Annotated in this window: 14 protein-coding genes; 4 read left to right on the forward strand and 10 right to left on the reverse strand. The window is 70.5% G+C overall.

Annotated features, from left to right (window positions below):
• Positions 1-15: 15 nt before the first annotated feature.
• The 10 genes from ACIQK6_RS11800 to ddaH all read right to left on the reverse strand — a co-directional run bounded on the left by ACIQK6_RS11800 (position 16) and on the right by ddaH (position 10,514).
• A complete protein-coding gene (locus ACIQK6_RS11800; RefSeq protein ID WP_329100182.1) occupies positions 16-1,311 on the reverse strand; it encodes an ATP-grasp domain-containing protein in 1,296 nt (431 codons plus the stop codon).
• Positions 1,298-2,257 (reverse strand): alpha/beta hydrolase, encoded by a 960-nt coding sequence (locus tag ACIQK6_RS11805; protein ID WP_329100181.1) that lies wholly within the window; start codon positions 2,255-2,257, stop codon positions 1,298-1,300. Before ACIQK6_RS11805 ends, ACIQK6_RS11800 begins: the two co-directional genes overlap by 14 nt.
• Positions 2,258-2,319: 62 nt before the next feature.
• Positions 2,320-3,606 carry an MFS transporter gene (locus ACIQK6_RS11810; RefSeq protein ID WP_329100180.1) on the reverse strand — a complete coding sequence of 429 codons (1,287 nt, stop codon included), beginning with the start codon at positions 3,604-3,606 and terminating at the stop codon, positions 2,320-2,322.
• The gene (locus ACIQK6_RS11815; protein WP_329100179.1) at positions 3,603-4,772 is read right to left on the reverse strand and encodes an ATP-grasp domain-containing protein; all 1,170 of its coding nucleotides are present in this window, start codon (positions 4,770-4,772) and stop codon (positions 3,603-3,605) included. Before ACIQK6_RS11815 ends, ACIQK6_RS11810 begins: the two co-directional genes overlap by 4 nt.
• 204 nt (positions 4,773-4,976) lie before the next feature.
• Entirely contained in the window at positions 4,977-5,342 is a 366-nt protein-coding gene (locus ACIQK6_RS11820) for a Rieske 2Fe-2S domain-containing protein (protein WP_329100178.1), read from the reverse strand.
• Entirely contained in the window at positions 5,342-6,757 is a 1,416-nt protein-coding gene (locus tag ACIQK6_RS11825) for an iron-containing redox enzyme family protein (protein ID WP_329100177.1), read from the reverse strand. Before ACIQK6_RS11825 ends, ACIQK6_RS11820 begins: the two co-directional genes overlap by 1 nt.
• Positions 6,758-6,829: 72 nt before the next feature.
• Positions 6,830-7,915, reverse strand: coding sequence for a 50S ribosomal protein L11 methyltransferase (locus ACIQK6_RS11830; RefSeq protein ID WP_402694727.1), 1,086 nt, complete (start codon positions 7,913-7,915; stop codon positions 6,830-6,832).
• Between the two features lie 282 nt (positions 7,916-8,197).
• On the reverse strand, positions 8,198-8,953 hold the full coding sequence (locus ACIQK6_RS11835) for a 2OG-Fe(II) oxygenase (RefSeq protein WP_329100175.1): 756 nt from the start codon (positions 8,951-8,953) through the stop codon (positions 8,198-8,200).
• A gap of 32 nt (positions 8,954-8,985) precedes the next feature.
• A complete protein-coding gene (locus ACIQK6_RS11840; protein WP_329100174.1) occupies positions 8,986-9,540 on the reverse strand; it encodes a methylated-DNA--[protein]-cysteine S-methyltransferase in 555 nt (184 codons plus the stop codon).
• 107 nt (positions 9,541-9,647) lie between these two features.
• Positions 9,648-10,514, reverse strand: coding sequence for a dimethylargininase (gene ddaH / locus ACIQK6_RS11845; RefSeq protein ID WP_402694728.1), 867 nt, complete (start codon positions 10,512-10,514; stop codon positions 9,648-9,650).
• A gap of 318 nt (positions 10,515-10,832) precedes the next feature.
• On the opposite strand from ddaH, the gene ACIQK6_RS11850 reads away from it, so the two are divergent.
• Genes ACIQK6_RS11850 through ACIQK6_RS11865 form a run of 4 tightly spaced genes read left to right on the forward strand, consistent with a single transcriptional unit; the run spans position 10,833 to position 15,515 of the window.
• Positions 10,833-12,143, forward strand: coding sequence for a SidA/IucD/PvdA family monooxygenase (locus ACIQK6_RS11850; RefSeq protein ID WP_329100173.1), 1,311 nt, complete (start codon positions 10,833-10,835; stop codon positions 12,141-12,143).
• A gap of 55 nt (positions 12,144-12,198) precedes the next feature.
• Positions 12,199-12,567, forward strand: a complete 369-nt coding sequence (locus tag ACIQK6_RS11855) for a cupin domain-containing protein (RefSeq protein WP_329100172.1) — start codon at positions 12,199-12,201, stop codon at positions 12,565-12,567.
• A complete protein-coding gene (locus ACIQK6_RS11860; RefSeq protein ID WP_329100171.1) occupies positions 12,564-14,183 on the forward strand; it encodes a class I tRNA ligase family protein in 1,620 nt (539 codons plus the stop codon). The genes ACIQK6_RS11855 and ACIQK6_RS11860 overlap by 4 nt, the downstream gene beginning before the upstream one ends.
• 15 nt (positions 14,184-14,198) lie before the next feature.
• Positions 14,199-15,515 (forward strand): MFS transporter, encoded by a 1,317-nt coding sequence (locus tag ACIQK6_RS11865; RefSeq protein WP_329100170.1) that lies wholly within the window; start codon positions 14,199-14,201, stop codon positions 15,513-15,515.
• Positions 15,516-15,524: the final 9 nt, after the last annotated feature.

The following is a 15,524-nucleotide window of genomic DNA, read 5'->3' on the forward strand; positions in this document are numbered from 1 at the left end:
CCACCAGGGAACTGATCAGGAAGGCGGCGGTGTTGATCGCTGCTCCTCGATGGAAAGCAGGCGCTCCGCGGCCCGGACGGCCTCGTAGTCCCGCTGGATCTGCTCGGCGTCGGGGTGGGCGAGGATCACGAATCCGAAGTTGAGGCTGTCGACCAGGTCCCGGGTGGCGGGGACGTGATCGCCGTCGGCCAGGTTCTGGATCGAGAAGTGGTGGCTGGGCAGGTCGCGGACGACGTCGAGGGCGGCCGTGCCGCGGACGGTTCCGGAGCGGGGCGCGATGTGGAAGACGCACATCTGGTGGACGAGCAGCTCGTAGCCCTGCGGGAGTTCGCCCCCGGTCAGCCAGCGCACGGTCCGGTCGATCTGGCTGTCGCCGGTGGCGTTGCGGTTGAACCGCGGCTGGCCGCCGCCGTGCGGCCGGGCACCGAGCTCGATGAGCAGCGGTCCCTCCGCGGTGCCCATCACTTCGACATGGGCCGAGCCGAAGCGCAGACCCACCGCGTCCAGGACGCCGAAGACGTACTCCGTGAGGCCGGGCAGGGCCGGATCGTCCGGGGGGAGCCAGCGCATGGTGTCGTAGACGGCCATGTGCGGACCGTTGTCGACCTTGCGGTAGGCGCACACGTCGACCACGGCGTGCTTGCCGTCGTGGCTGAAGGTGTCGATCACGTATTCGGTGCCGGTGACGAACTTCTGGACCAGGAGCCGGTCGTCGACCTCGCCGAACTGGTTGACCCGGCCGAGCTGGCGCGCGAACACGCTCCGCCAGTCCTCTCCGCCGGTCAGCTTGATCACGCCGTCCGTGCTGGCGCTCTTGGGCGGTTTGACGACCAGGTCCGCCCCGGCCAGGCCCTCGCGCTCCAGCCAGGCCGCCACCTCGTCGGCGTCGGCGGTGCAGATCTGCGGGATGACCGGCAGGCCCGCCGCCAGGGCGGCGGCCGCCATGGCGCTCTTGTCCCTGCGGGCATCGGCGAGTTCGGGTACGTTGCACCGCTCGGGCGTCACGAGCGGTGCGAGCCGTTCGGCCAGTTCCACCCCGGACTCGCAGCCCGCCACGACACAGCGCGGGTCCAGCGCCCGCAGCCGCTGCGCGACGGCCTCCAGGTCGCCCTCGTAGACGATGATCTCGGGGAAGTCCTGCGGCTGGTAGGAGGAGGCGTAGGCCTCCGGCGGCCGGGGGCCGGTGACCACCGCCACCACCGGGACGCCGTGGTCGGCGAGCGTCTGTGCGAACAGCGCCCCCGAGGAGTACGGGTCGACGATCACGCAGGGGCCCTGCGGTGCGTCCGGGGTCCGCTCAGCGCTCGTCACGGCCGGCCGCCTCTCCGGCCGCCAGGGCGGCTACGGCGTCGCAGTAGCGGGCGAAGAACTCCCCGGCCGGCGCACTGATCCGGCGGGCGCGCACCGGGGCGTGCACCATCCCCTCCTCCATCACGTACGTCACCGGTGTGCCGTTCTGTTGCAGCCGGGTGGTGTACTTCTCGGCGTCCACGCGCAGCGAGTCCATTTCGCAGCCCACGACGTAGGCCGGCGGCAGGTCGTGGAAGGTGCCGGTGAGCAGCGGCGAGACGTACGGGAGTTCCGCCTGCCCGGGCTCCGGGCAGTAGCAGGCGGTGTAGAACTCCATCTCCCCGCCGGAGAGCAGGGGCGCGTCCTCGCCGCCGTGCCGCCACCGGGTGAAGTCGAGCACCGGGCTGATCACCGCCTGGCCGCGCAGCCGGGGGCCGCCCCGGTCGCGGGCGATCATCGAGAGGACGACGGCCATGTTGGCTCCGGAGCTCTCGCCGCAGAGCACCGCGCCCTCGGGGTCGATGCCGTCGAGCCCGAGGGCGGGCAGGTCGGCCAGGGTGCCGCACAGTCCGGCGTAACAGTCCTCCAGCGGGCCGGGGTGCGGGTTCTCCGGGGCCATGCCGAAGTCGAGGGCAATCGCCACCAGGCCGGTGCGGTGCGCGAGTTCGGCGACCAGGCTGTGGTGGCTGTGGAGGGAGCCGATGACGAAGCCGCCGCCGCGTATGTAGAACAGCACGGCGTCGCCCGTGCGCCGGGCCGGCTGGTAGATGCGGATGCGGGCGGTCCGCCCGCCGTGGGTGACGCTCGCGTCCCGGTGGCTGACGCCCTCGGGCACGGGGATCGGGAGGACCTCGGTCAGCCCGTCGTACAGGGCGCGCTGTCGTTCGACGGGGTAGGTGTAGAAGTCCGGCGGCAGGGCGCCGTCGACCGTCTTCACGAAATTCTCGATGCCGTCTGCGTAGGCCATGGGCAGCTTCGCTCACTTCCGGATCACGGCGTGCCGGGCAACCGCGGCACGGGGGAGGGGGCTCAGGGTGTTTCGGCGGGTGCCGGGGCGGCCGCCGGATCGGCGTCCGCGGTACGCCGCTTCCCGTCGGCGGAGGGTTCGGCCATGCCGATCAGGGTGACGACGACGGCGACGGCGGTCAGCACTCCGCACAGCCACCACACGGAGGCGGCCGAGGCCTGCCAGGCCGCGATGCCGATCACCGGGCCCACGGCGTAGCCGATCTGCATCGGGAAGGCGGAGGCCGCGATGTAGCGGCCCCGCAGGTGTGCGGGGGCGACCTTGCCGGGCCAGGCGGAGGCGGTCGGGGTGCCGATCATCTCGCCGACCGTCCACACCACCGTCGCGATCACGAACACGGCCATGCCGGGACCGGCCACGTACAGGTTCATGCCGACGCCGACCAGGCCGACGCCCAGCGCGACGGCGAACCGACCCGGCAGGTGCTGCACGTACTTGGTGAACAGCAGTTCCAGGCAGATGACCATGGCCGCGTTCAGCGAGAGCAGGGTGGAGTAGAAGGTCGGTCCGTGGCCGTCCGCCTTGAGCTGGAGCGGCAGCGCGGAGGTGTGCTGGATGTAGACGACGGCGTTGAGGAACAGCGCCAGGAGGAACAGCAGGTAGCGCCGGTCGCGGAGCACGGCCAGGTACGAAGCGCCGTCGGCCTGCTGGTCCCGGGCGCCGGGAGCGGTGGCCTGGCCGGTCTTCACCAGGACCAGGGCGAAGAGGGCGAAGCCGACCGACGTCACCGCGTCGATGTAGAACATCAGGTTGTATGAGTAGCTGATGAGCAGGGCGCCGAGCAGCGGGCCCGCGGTGGTGCCGAGGTTGAACGCCATGCGGTAGACCGCGAACACCATCACGTGGTGTTCCTCGGGGGTGGCCTCCACCAGCAGCGCCGAGGAGGCGGGCCGGTAGGCCTGGGCGGCGATGCCGATCACCGCGGCCACCGTGATCACCATGGGCAGGCTGTCGAGGAAGACCAGACTCAGGGTGAGCAGACCGGCGAGGGCCATGGAGCCGACGATGGTCCACGCGTAGCCGACCCGGTCCGAGATCGAGCCGCCCGCCAGGACGCCGACGACCGAGCCCACCCCGTACGCACCGAGGGCGAAGGCGGCCGCGGAGGTGCTGAAGCCCTTGTCGGTCAGGTAGAGCACCAGGTAGATCTGGAGGAAATTGCCCAGCCGGTTGATCAGCATGCCGGCCAGGACCAGCCAGATCGGTCCCGGGATCCCGCGCAGGGTCTGTACGACGGACGGCCGGGCGGCCTTGCGGCCGTCCGGAGAGTCGTGTCCGGTGTTCGTCACGGAGCGGGTACCTCCGCCGGGCGGGAGTCGAGCTCCACGATCTCGGGGGCGCTCAACAGGGCGGCGCGGGCCTGCTCGACCGAGTCGGCGAGGGCGATCACGCGGGCGTAGCGGGAGATGTAGCCGCGCGGCGGCAGGCGCAGTACCGCGCCGGGACCCGCCATCGCGTCGGCGCTGTGGACACCGGCCGGGAAGCGGTCCTCGTGGACGGTTACGGCGTCGATCTCGATGTCCTGGTCCGGGTACAGGAAGGCGATGGCCGCGGCCCTGCGGTGGCGGACCTCGGTGTTCGGGCGGACGCCCGCGGCGGTGTCCGCCGCCGCCATCGCCACGTCGACACCGGTGGCCAGCTCCCCGAGGTAGGGAATCATGTCCCCGCCGAGGCGGGCGTTGACCTCCATCAGGCGCAGTCCGCCGGGGGTGATGCGGAACTCGGTGTGGCTGACGCCGGTGTGGAAGTCCAACGCGGCGTGCGCGGACCGCAGCGCCTCCAGCAGCCCGGGATCGGTCAGCAGCGGGTCGGCCCCGTCGACCTCGTGCCCCGTCTCCTCGAAGAAGGGAGCCAGACCGACCTGCTTGCGGGCGACGACGAGCGGAACGCACTCCCCGTCGAAGAAGACCGCGTCGACGCTGATCTCGGGGCCGTCGGCGAACTCCTCGACGAGCACCGACACGTCGAAGACGGGAACACCGGGGTAGGAGGCGCCGGAGGCCGCCCGGTAGGCGCTCTCCACGTCATCGGGGCCGTCGGCCTTGCGCACGCCCATCCCGCCGGCCAGCCCGCGCGGCTTCAGCACGACGGGGAAGCCGATCTTCTCCGCCGCAGCCCGGGCCTCGGCCAGGGACCGTACGCCGATCGAGGCGGGCTGCGGTACCCGGGCCGTCTCCAGCGCGGACCGCGTGGCGGCCTTGTCCCGGCAGGCGATGACGGACTCGGGGGAGTTGCCCGGCAGCCCGAGCGCCTGCGCCACGTGCGCGGCGGGGGTCACGAGTCCCTCGTCGTAGCAGAACACACCGGCCAGGGTGTGCTCGGCGGCCACCTGCCGGGCGGCCGTCGTCAGTGCGTCCGGCTCGGTGTTGTCCACGATCGTGGAGCCCACGACGTACGGCTCTTCCCAGCTCACCGGTGCGGGCTGGAGGAGCCATAACGCGTAACGCCTGCTCACCGTCCGCAGAATGAACTCCCTGCTGCGCTGACCGCTGCTTCCGATTAGCAGCAGAAGCGGCTTCTCGCCGTCCCACGCCATGGTCCACACTCCTCGTTCGTCGTCGTGCCTTTTGCCGGTGCGCCGCCACCTGTAGAACACCGGGTCGGTGCAGGCCGTTGCACCCGGCGCCGGACGTCCGGCGCCGGGTGCAACGGGATGGGATCAGACCGCCGCGCCCGGGCGGGCGAGATCGGCCGACAATGGCCGGTACTCACGGCTGGTGCGGCCGCATACGTCGGCCGGAGCCGTCGTGGGGCGGGCGGGACGGTCGGGGAACACCGCCGTGACCCGGTTGCCGGTCCGCACGGCCGGGATCTCGTTGCGCAGCCGCGCCGCGGACGTCTTGCGGTCGTGCCAGGGGCAGATCAGCCGGCCGGCGTCCGGTGTCACGCCGGCCAGGTGGAGCGGGCCGCCGCGGTGGGGGCACTGGGCGTTCATCACGAAGCCGCGGCCGTCGACCGTGGCGTACACGTAGGCCGTCCCGGCGACGACCACGCAGTTCTCCCGCCCCGCGACGGGGAAGCTCATTACAGGCATTTGCGGTAGTCCCCCACCGAGTGGATCTCGTAGACGCACTCCTCGGACAGGATGTCGGCGCCGTGCAGCCGGTTGCGCCGGATGACGACCCCCTCGCCCGCCTCCAGCGTCAGTGACGAGCCGAGCCCGCTCTCGAAGCGCATGGTGCCGGAGACGATGTGGCAGAGCTCGTCGCCCTCGTGGCAGTGCGTGTTCGACAGCTCGTTGAACGGCTCGACCAGGTGCGCCACCGGCGCCTGGACCCGACCCTCCTTGAGGGCCTCGTAGACGGGGCCGTGCAGCTTCTTGAGCTCCGGCTGGTCGTCCATCCAGGAGATCTGCGCGACGAAGTCCTGGTCGGCGACCTCCAGGAGCACCCGGTACTCCTCGATGCCCCGGACGATCTCGGGGATGATCCCCTCGCCGTGCGCCTCGATGAGCGGCGCGATGATCTTCTCGCGCGCCATGCGGCCGTGGTGCTGGTCGATGTGGACGTGCTCGGTGAAGTAGGTGGTGTCGACCGATTCGCCGAAGACGCCGTGCAGCAGGCGGTCGGCCCGCCGGCAGAAGTCGACCAGCGAGCTCTCCGTGTAGAACAGGGCGCCGACGTAGCGGAAGAACAGCTCGTGGTTCTTGCCCAGGTAGTGGAAGTAGTTGTTCAGCAGCAGGCTGCTGTTGAGGTAGTACTGCCAGTACCGGTGGAGGTCGGACTTCAGGCCGACGGACTCCAGGGTCCGCTCGAAGAGGGTGCTGTGCTTGGTGTCGTGCACGCCGTAGCCGTACTCGTCGATGACGACCTTGAACCACTCGGACTGGACCGGCCCGTAGTAGCCGAGGACGTTGCGCATCATCGGTGACGCCTCGGACAGGAAGTCGGGTGCGAACTGCACCAGCCACATGCGGGCGGCGCGGGCGGGGTCGGTGGAGCCGGTGACGGCGGCCTCGATCGGTGACAGCTCCTCGCCGCCGCCCATGTCGAGCGAGTCGAGGTAACTGTCCAGGCTCGCCCTGGTCCACTTTCCGGACGTCTCGACCTCGTCGTCGAGGAAACCGAAGGCGTACCGCTCCAGGGCCGGTCGTATTCGCTCCCCGAGCGCGCGGTTGGCCGGACTGTAGAACGCGCGGAAGTCCTCCTCCTTGCCCTCCAGGCCGGACTTGGGGAAGAACACCAGGTCCGCCTCGTAGATCGAGGTGAGCAGGCGCTGTACGGCCAGGCTCGTGTAGTCGAGGATGTTCTCCCGGCCCGGCACCTTGTCGAAGTCGAGGTGGGGCAGGATCTGCGGGCGCAGCTGGCGGCGGTAGGGGTTGTCGTCGTTCTGCCAGTCCAGGTTGTCGAGGAAGATCGGGTTCGTGGCGTACTGCACGATCGCGTCGCGCAGTTCGGTGCCGCTGAGTTCGAACGGGACGTGCTGCGGTGCGTGACTCATTGCGTTCTCCTTGGTCCGGATGCGCAGGAGGTACGGCCGGCGGTACGGGGGTGGGCCCGCCGGCGGTGTCGGTCAGACGTGCACGCTGAGGGAGAAGTCGCTCCACCGGAGCCGGAGGGGGACGCCCTCGCCTGCCTTCACCTGGACGGACTTCTCCAGCGGGACCCAGCCCTGCATCCAGTGCGACGTGGTGTTCTCCGGGGCGTTGGTCAGCGTGGTGCCGGCCGCCATGTCCAGCTCGAACCAGACGACCAGGGCGTGCGCTTCCCCGTCGGTGCTCGCGGTGAGGTCGACCTGGCGTTCGCCCGGCTCCAGGGGGTCCTCGGCCAGGTCGAACTCGACGACCGTGGTGGTCTCGGACAGGAACCGGTGGGGCCAGGTGCCGAGGCGCACCGGCAGGTGGCCCCGGGTTGAGAGCGCGTTCATCAGCGAGACGTCGAACCCGCCGGCCGTGGTGACCTGGTTGAGCCGCAGGATGTCCTCGCTGCTGACCAGCCGGCCGAGGATCCGGGCCGCGGAGGGGAACATGGTCCCGCCGGGCTTCAGCAGGTGCCGGCGCGCGTGCCGGATCGACGGCAGCAGGCCCTCGCCGATGAGCCCGCAGTCGACGATCTCCGAGACCAGTACGTCCACCGGGCCGTCGAGGTCACGGCCGATCTCCAGCGCGGTCGACGGCTTTCCGATCACCGTGATGACGTCGCTGAAGCCGTGGGCGTCGATCACCTGCCGGGCCACCTCCGCGAGCAGCGGATTCGTCTCGCAGGTGATGACGCGCGCCGCGCCCGCTCGGGCCGCCGCCATGGCGAGCAGCCCGCTCCCCGAGCCGATGTCCAGCACGGTCGCTCCGGACGGCACGCCACGGGCCAAGGCGCCGGCCAGGGCGTCATTGCGCTCGGTGTCGTTCAGCATCGCGAAGTGCCAGCGGGGAACGGTTCTGCGGGCGATCCGGGTGAAGACCTCGGAGTCGGTGGACGGACGGCCCGCCGGTGTCGTGAGCAGTGCGGACGCCTGCTCGGCTATGTCGTTCATCTCCTGCGCCAGCGATTGCAGGGACGCGGTGATGAGCCGGTGTTGAGAGCTGTTGAGCGACAGGCCCGGACCGTCGGGTCCGGGATCGTGCCCTGATGTCGAGACCTGTGCGCCCTGGACGTGCTGCATGTTCCACCGCTCCTCACGTTGGACCGCCCGATCAGCCGTGGTGCACGACGGCCCGTCAAGATCGGCGCTCCGTCGCAAGGCGACCGTACGGAAGCCCGGTGGGGCGGAACTCCAGCGGAACTCCAGCGCGAGCGGCGGTTCTGCCGGGGGGCGGGCGCGCGGCACGCGGCGCTGACCCGCGGGAACCGCGCGCCGCGGCGGTCCGCTGGAACGGGGCGGCAGGAACCGGGTCCTCGGAGCGGATGATTCCGCCGCTTCCCGGTATAGATGTCGTCCTCGGAACTAGCGCGCGTCGTGGAAGATGACGCCCAGCACGTGCCGCTGCCCGCTGAGGACGGCGCTCACGCCGTGCCGCAGCGTCACCCGGCTCCAGCCGCGCACCGAACGCACCGGACGGTGGTCGACCGTGAAGATCAGGCCCTGGCCCTGGGTCGGCCGCCTGACGAGCGGGCGGGACTGGGCGCGCGGGCGCTGTTCGACGAACACGCTCTCCCCGCCGGTGAAGTCCTCGTCCGGGCGGTCGAGCATGATTGCGACCTGGAGCGGGAAGGTCAGGTCACCGTAGACGTCCTGGTGCAGACAGTTGTAGCCGCCCCGCCCGTACCGGAGCAGGAGCGGGGTCGGGCGGTGCTGTCCGGCGGCCGCGCAGGCCGCGACCAGTCCCTCGTGGTCCGGGGCGAAGGCCGGCTGCCCCAGGCGCCGCGCCCACTCGTTGGCGATCAGGGCCAGCGGCGGATACAGCTGCTCCCTCAGGTCCTGGACGAGTTCGGGCAGCGGGTGGGCGAAGTAGCGGTAGAGGCCCTCGCCGAAGCGGTGCCGCGCCATGGTCACGGTGGCGCGGAAGGCCGTGGGGTGGTCGAAGAGTTCCCGCAGCTGCGCACACTGCTCGGGCGACAGCAGCGGCGGGGTCACCGCCACCCCCTCGGAGTTCAGTTCCGCGGCCAGCCCCGTCCAGTCGAGGGTTCCTGGTGCGGGTGGGGCGAAGACCGGGCCGGGCAGTTCGAGGCCGGGGAGCTGGGACGGCTCGTACGCGCTCACATGCTCTGCTTTCTGCAGCGGGGAGGGCGGATTCAGGCGGCCGGTGAGGCCGGGGCTTCGAGGGCGAGCAGATGGCGCTTGGCCTCCAGCCCTCCCGCGTAGCCGCTGAGACTGCCCGTGGAGCCGATGATCCGGTGGCAGGGCAGCACCACGCACAGCGGATTCGTTCCCAGTGCCGTGCCGACGGCACGCGCGGCGCCGGGCCGGTTCAGGGCCCGGGCGAGCTCCGCGTAGGTCGCGGTGGTCCCGTACGGGACGAACTCGGCCAGCATCAGGTTGGTGCGCCGGCTGAACGGGGTGGCGAGCCGCAGGTCCGTCGCGACGGTGAAGTCCCGGCGCGCACCGGCCAGGTACGCGTCGATCTGTTCCCGGGCCTCGTCCAGGACCTTCTGTCCTGGGGCGCCCGCCTCCCCCGGTCCGGCCGGGCGCAGTCCGGCCCGGGCCAGGCGCTCCGCGGCTTCTTCGGTGGTGCCGTAGCAGCACAGCACGAGCGCGTCGTCCGTCGCCGCGAGCACGAGCGGCCCCAAGGGCGTGGGATGGATCGCCACCGTGGCGCTGGCACCGCTGAGCGGACCGGGGGTCGGCATGGCGGGACTCCTTCGTTCGTCATGATCTTCGTTCGTCACGACCCGGCCCACCGCCGGGGCCGTGCGGCGACGGTAGGAACACCGTCGCCGCCGAAAGGGTTGCGCGGTCAGCGATCGCGCAGTTCCAGCGTGCAGCACTTGACGCTGCCGCCGGCCTTGAGCAGCTCGGAGAGCTCGACCCCGATCGGCTCGAAGCCGCGTGCCCGCAGCTTGGCGTGCAGGCCGGTGGCCGCGGCCGGCAGGAGCACGTGGCGGCCGTCGGAGAAGGCGTTGAGGCCGAAGACGGCGGCGTCCTCGGCGGTGGCCAAGATCGCCGTGGGGAACATGGCGCGCAGTACGGCCTGGCTGCCCTGGGAGAAGGCGGCCGGGTAGTACATGACCTCGTCCTCGGACAGCACGGAGAGTGCGGTGTCCAGGTGGTAGTACTCCGGGTTCACCAAGGTCAGCGAGGTGACCGGGAGGCCGAAGAACTCCTGCGCCTCCAGGTGGGAGCGCGGGTCCGTGCGGAATCCGGTACCGGCCAGCAGGCGGCGGCCGACGGTGAGGATGTCGCCCTCGCCCTCGTTGACGAATTCGGGCCACAGCGAGTCGGTGTAGCCGCGCCCCTCCAGCCACCGCAGGTACGCGGGTCCCTCGGCGGTGCGCTCCGCGTGCCGGAACCGGGCCCCGTAGACCTTGCCGTCGACGACGGTGGCGCCGTTGGCCGCGAACACCATGTCGGGCAGGCCCTCGATGGGGTCTATCTCCTCGACCACGTGGCCGAGTTCGAGGTACAGGTCACGCAGTCCCTCCCACTGGCTGACGGCGAGCGCGTTGTCCGTGGCGTGCTGCGGATTCATCCACGGGTTGATCGAGTACGTGACGTCGTAGTGCCGGGGCCGGCACATCAGCAGACGTCGGCGCGTGGCGACCCGTGTGGGGCTCTCGGAACGGTAGAGCGCGCCGGCAGGGGTGATGGGCTCGGTGAGCGGCACGAGGGCTCCTTCTCATGGGGTTTCGATGGAAGCCCGGCTGCCCGAGGGATGGTTCGGCCAGCCGGATGCGTGTGACGCAACTGATCACAAGACCCCATGGAAATGGGGCTCGGAGTTGACCGGAAGTAATCGGGAACACCGGCCAATCAACCCGCCCGCGAGGGCCGTCGCCGAGTTGATTGTCCGTGGCCGAGAAGGCTTCCGGGCAATCGGCCGCGGCCATGGAATGTGGTCATCACCCGGAAGGCAACGCAAGGACGCGAACCGTCCTGCCTGACCGTACGAACCTGTCCACCTGTTCCATCTGGAGGTACTTCCATGGCGCATCGCAATGTCGAACTGCTCGCAGTCGGCGCAGGCCCGGCGAACCTGGCGCTGGCGGTCGCCGTCGAGGAGCTCGCACCCGAGCTGGCCGGTGACACCCTGCTGATCGAGCGCGAGCAGGACATCGTCTGGCAGCGGGGCATGCTGCTGCCCGACGCGCTCAGCCAGGTGTCCTTCCTCAAGGACCTGGTCACCATGCGCAATCCGTGCAGCAGATATTCCTTCGTCAATTTCCTTCACTCGCAGGCACGTCTTGACGCCTTCGTCAACCTGGCGAGTTTCGTCCCTTACCGCAGCGAGATATCCGAGTACCTGCAATGGGTCGCCAATGAACTGGAGACGGTGCAGGTCGAATACGGCCGCGAATGCGCCGGTGTCGAGGCGGTGACGGGCGACGACGGCGAGGTCGCCGGCTGGCTGGTCACCCTTGCCGACGGCGACACCATCGGCTGCCGCTACCTCGTGATCGGTGCGGGCCGTGACGCCCACGTCCCCGCCGTGTTCGACGGTCTGCCGGCCGAGCGCGTCATCCACAGCACCCAGTACACGCAGCGCATCGCCGGGGTGCGGGCCGACCTGCCGCACCGCGTCGCGGTGATCGGCGGGGCGCAGAGCGCGGCCGAGCTGTTCGGCGCCGCGCTGCGGGACCTGCCCGAGTGCAAGCCGACGATGATCATGCGCTCCATCGGTCTGAACGGCTACGAGAGCAGCAAGTTCACCAACGAGCTCTACTACACGTCCTTCATCGACGAGTTCTACGGCTCCTCGCCCGAGGCCCGCCAGCAGCTCCTCGGCGAGATGTACCGCTCCAACTACGGCGGCCTCTCCCCCGCCACCCTGGACGGCCTGTACCGGCAGTTCTACCAGGACCGCCGCACCGGCCGGGAACGCCTGGGCATGCACGCCATGACGGACGTGACCGGCGCCCGGATGGACGGCGACGAGGTCGTCCTGACCCTCGTCGACCGCAAGTCGGGCGCCGAGCGGGAGATGCGCACGGACCTGGTGCTCCTGGGCACCGGCTTCGTCCGCGAGATGCCGTGGGCGGTCAAGGCCCTCGCGGAGTCGATCGGTGTCGAGGAGATCAACGTGAGCCGCAACTACCGGCTCGACCTCGGCCGTCCCGCGACCGCCGCCTGCTACCTGCAGGGTGTCAACGAGGCCACCCACGGCATCGCCGACTCGCTGCTCAGCGTGCTCGCGGGCCGCTCCGCCGAGATCACCGAGGACATCCTGGCGCACCGCCGGACCCGTTCCGTGGAGATCCCGGACGTGCGGGAGCTCGCTCTCGCCGGCGCGGTCTGAGACCCGCGCACCCCCACACGCGCCGTACCCGCCCGACGAGGAGAGACCGAAGCACATGCTCACCCAGCCACTCCACCGCGAAGGACTGACGCACGAGAACGGACTCGATGCGCAGCGGCTCCTGCCCTGGCCCGAGCTCAACGCCCCGTTCGAAGGGTCCTGGTGCGTGATCCGCCCCGGCACCGCATCGACCGCCCACGCCCACCACGAGTACGAGATCTTCATCGCCGTCGCCGGCTCCGCCGTCCTGGAGTCGGGCGGTGTCCGCAAGCCCTTCACGACCGGGGACATCGTCCACTTCACCCCCGGCTCCGACCACCGCGTGATCAACGAGTCCGACGAGGACTTCGAGATGTACAGCGTTTGGTGGGACCTCGACATGACCCAGCGGTTCGCAGCCCGCCACGAAGGAGTCCAGGCATGACACGCCGTACGGTCATCATCGCGCCGCCGCCCACCCCGAACGGGGACCTGCACACCGGGCACCTGGCGGGCCCCTACCTGGCGGGCGACGTGTACGCACGCTACCTGCGGGCGTCGGACCGGCCGGTGATCTTCACCAGCGGTACCGACGACAGCCAGACTTACGTGGTCGCCAGCGCCGCCCGCGCCGGTCTGACCCCGGAGGAGCTGGCCCTGCGCTCCGCCACCCAGATCCGCGCCACCCTGGAGGCGGCCGGCGTCTCCGTCGACGGCTTCGCCCCCTTCGACAAGGGCTACCGCCAGACCGTCATCGACTTCGTCACCGACCTCCACAGCGAGGGGGCCTTCCGGCTCAAGACGGTGCTGCTGCCGTACGTCGAGGCCACCGGCGAGTACCTGATGGAGGGCCTGGTCGCCGGCGACTGCCCGGTGTGCCTCGTGGAGAGCCGCGGCGGACTGTGCGAGTCCTGCGGACACCCCAACAACTTCGACGAACTGCTGCGCCCCCGCTCCACCGTCGACCCGGACGCCGTGGTCACCCACCGCGAGGCGCAGATCCTCGTGCTGCCGATGGAGGAGTACCGCGACCGGCTCGCCGACTACTACGTCCGCCACCGCGACGTGCTGCGCCCGCACACCGCGCAGCTCGTCCGGGAGGCGCTGGACCGCCCGCTGCCGGACTTCCCGATCACCTACCCGACCGCGTGGGGCATCCCGGCGCCGTTCACCGAGACCCCGGGGCAGGTCCTCAACGCCTGGGCCGAGGGCATGGCCGCCTCGATGTACTGCACCTGGTACGCGGCCGAGCAGCTCGGTGAGCACACCGACCGCTTCGACGAGCACTGGCTGTCCGAGCACGGCATCGACCTCGTGTACTTCCTCGGATTCGACAACGTCTACTTCTGGGGCATGACGCACCTGGCCCTGCTGATGGCGCACGGCGACCGGTACGTCGAGCCGCACGCCATCGTGTCGAACGAGTTCTACGAACTGGAGAACCAGAAGTTCTCGACAAGCAAAGGCCACGTGGTCTGGGCCGCCGATCTGGTGGCCGAGGTACCGCGCGACCTGGTGCGCTTCTACCTGGCGCTCACCGCGCCGGAGCACTCCCGGACGAACTTCAGCCGGGAGGCGCTCGACGGCCTCTCCAGCTCCCGGCTGGTCGATCCGTGGAACCACCTCGCGGGCCGGCTGGACCAGCTGCTCGCGGGCGTTCCGGCGGACGCGCTGCTGCCGGTCTCCGGGACCGGTGCGCAGGAGGCGGGAATCGTCGTCGAGCGGTTCCGCTCCCACTACGAGCTGGAGAGCTTCAGCCTCCACCGGGCCGCGGACCTGATCGTCGTGCACCTCGACCGGCTGCTGAAGCAGGCGGACCGGGTGGCGGTGGGCGTCCCGAGCGACCTCGGTGACCTGGTTCTCGCCGTCCGGACGTTGACCGCGTGCGCCGCTCCGCTGCTCGTCGACCTCGCGGCCCGTGCCGAACGGGCCGGCGCCGATCTGAGCCTGCCGGCCGGTGCCTTCCCGACCGACCCCGTTGCTCCGCTGCGACTCCCCCTCCTGTCCACCGCGGTCGGGGCCTTCGCGCCCGTGGCCGAGCCGGCCGACATCCGAGCCTGACCTCCGAGGAGCACTGTGTCCACGATCGCCCCGGCCCGTCCCAATCGGGCCGAACGACTGCTCATCCCCGCGACCTTCATCACCAACCTGGGCAACGGCATCCAGCTCACCGCCGCCTCCTACCTGGTCTTCACCGAGGCCAACACCATGCTCGCGGTCAGCTGGCTGATGATCGCCGTCACCATTCCGCAGGTGGCGCTGTCCCTCTTCTTCGGCAAGCTCGCCGACCGGTTCGACCGCCGCACCCTGGCGATGATCTCGGACCTGGCCAGTGCGGCCGCCGCGATCGCCCTGCCGGTCTGGCTGGCCCTCGGCGGCAACCCCTCGACCGTCAGCTACGTGGCCAGCTTCGTCCTGTCGATCTCCGCGGCCCTCTTCTTCCCGGCCAGCAACGCCCTGATCAAGGAGCGCATCCCGGAGTCCCGGCTCGCCCAGTTCAACGGCAACGCCGAGATCGCCATCCAGGCCGGCACGCTCGCGTCTGCGGCCCTCGGCGGCTGGGTGATCGTCTGGGTCGGCACCACGTCGCTCTTCTACTTCAACGCGATCACGTTCCTGCTCTCCGCCGCCCTGCTGTTCTTCATCGGCCGCCGTCCGGCCGGCGCCGGCACCAGCGCCCCGGAGGCCGCGGCCAAGGCCGCCGCGGCCGTCGCCGCAGCCGGCTCCCGCCCGCCGCTGGCCCGACTCGCGCTGCTCTACATCATCGGCAACATCGTCATCATCGTCGGCAACAGCATCATGCTGGTCCTGGTCATCGACGGCTTCAAGTCCAACGCCGGCTACCTCGGCATCGTCGACGCCCTGTTCGGCATCGGCGCGCTGTTCGCGGCCTGGGCCTTCAAGAAGATCAACTCCAAGGCCACCGTGCTGAAGACGGCCCTGATCGGCTACCTCGCCTTCGCGGTGCTGCTGTCCCTGGAGTCCGTCCACCTCTACGCGATGATGGCCGTCATCCCCTTCGCCGCCATCGCCTTCTGCGTGGCCCGCATCTCGGCCCGCACCGCCCTGATGAGCGCGGCGCCCGAGGAGAAGACGGGATTCGTCTTCGGCGCCACCAACGCCTTCGGCCTCGCGGCCGGCACCACCGCCGTCGTCCTGATCTCGCTCCTGGTCGACTCCACCAACGTGAAGAACGGCTTCTACGCCCTCTCCGCCCTGGTCGTCGTCATCGCCTCCCTCACCATCCTCTCGCTACGCAAGCACGACCGTGAGGTCGCCGCCGCCGAGGCCGCCGAGGCCGCTGCCGCCGCCGAACTCGCTTCCGAGCCCGCCGCCGAGACCGTGTCCGTGCCCGCCGCCGAAGCCGCCGAGCCCGTCCCGGCCAAGGTCTGAGGGGAGGAG

The organism is Streptomyces sp. NPDC091682, from assembly GCF_044756625.1.
In the GTDB taxonomy this organism is placed as follows: Bacteria; Actinomycetota; Actinomycetes; order Streptomycetales; family Streptomycetaceae; genus Streptomyces.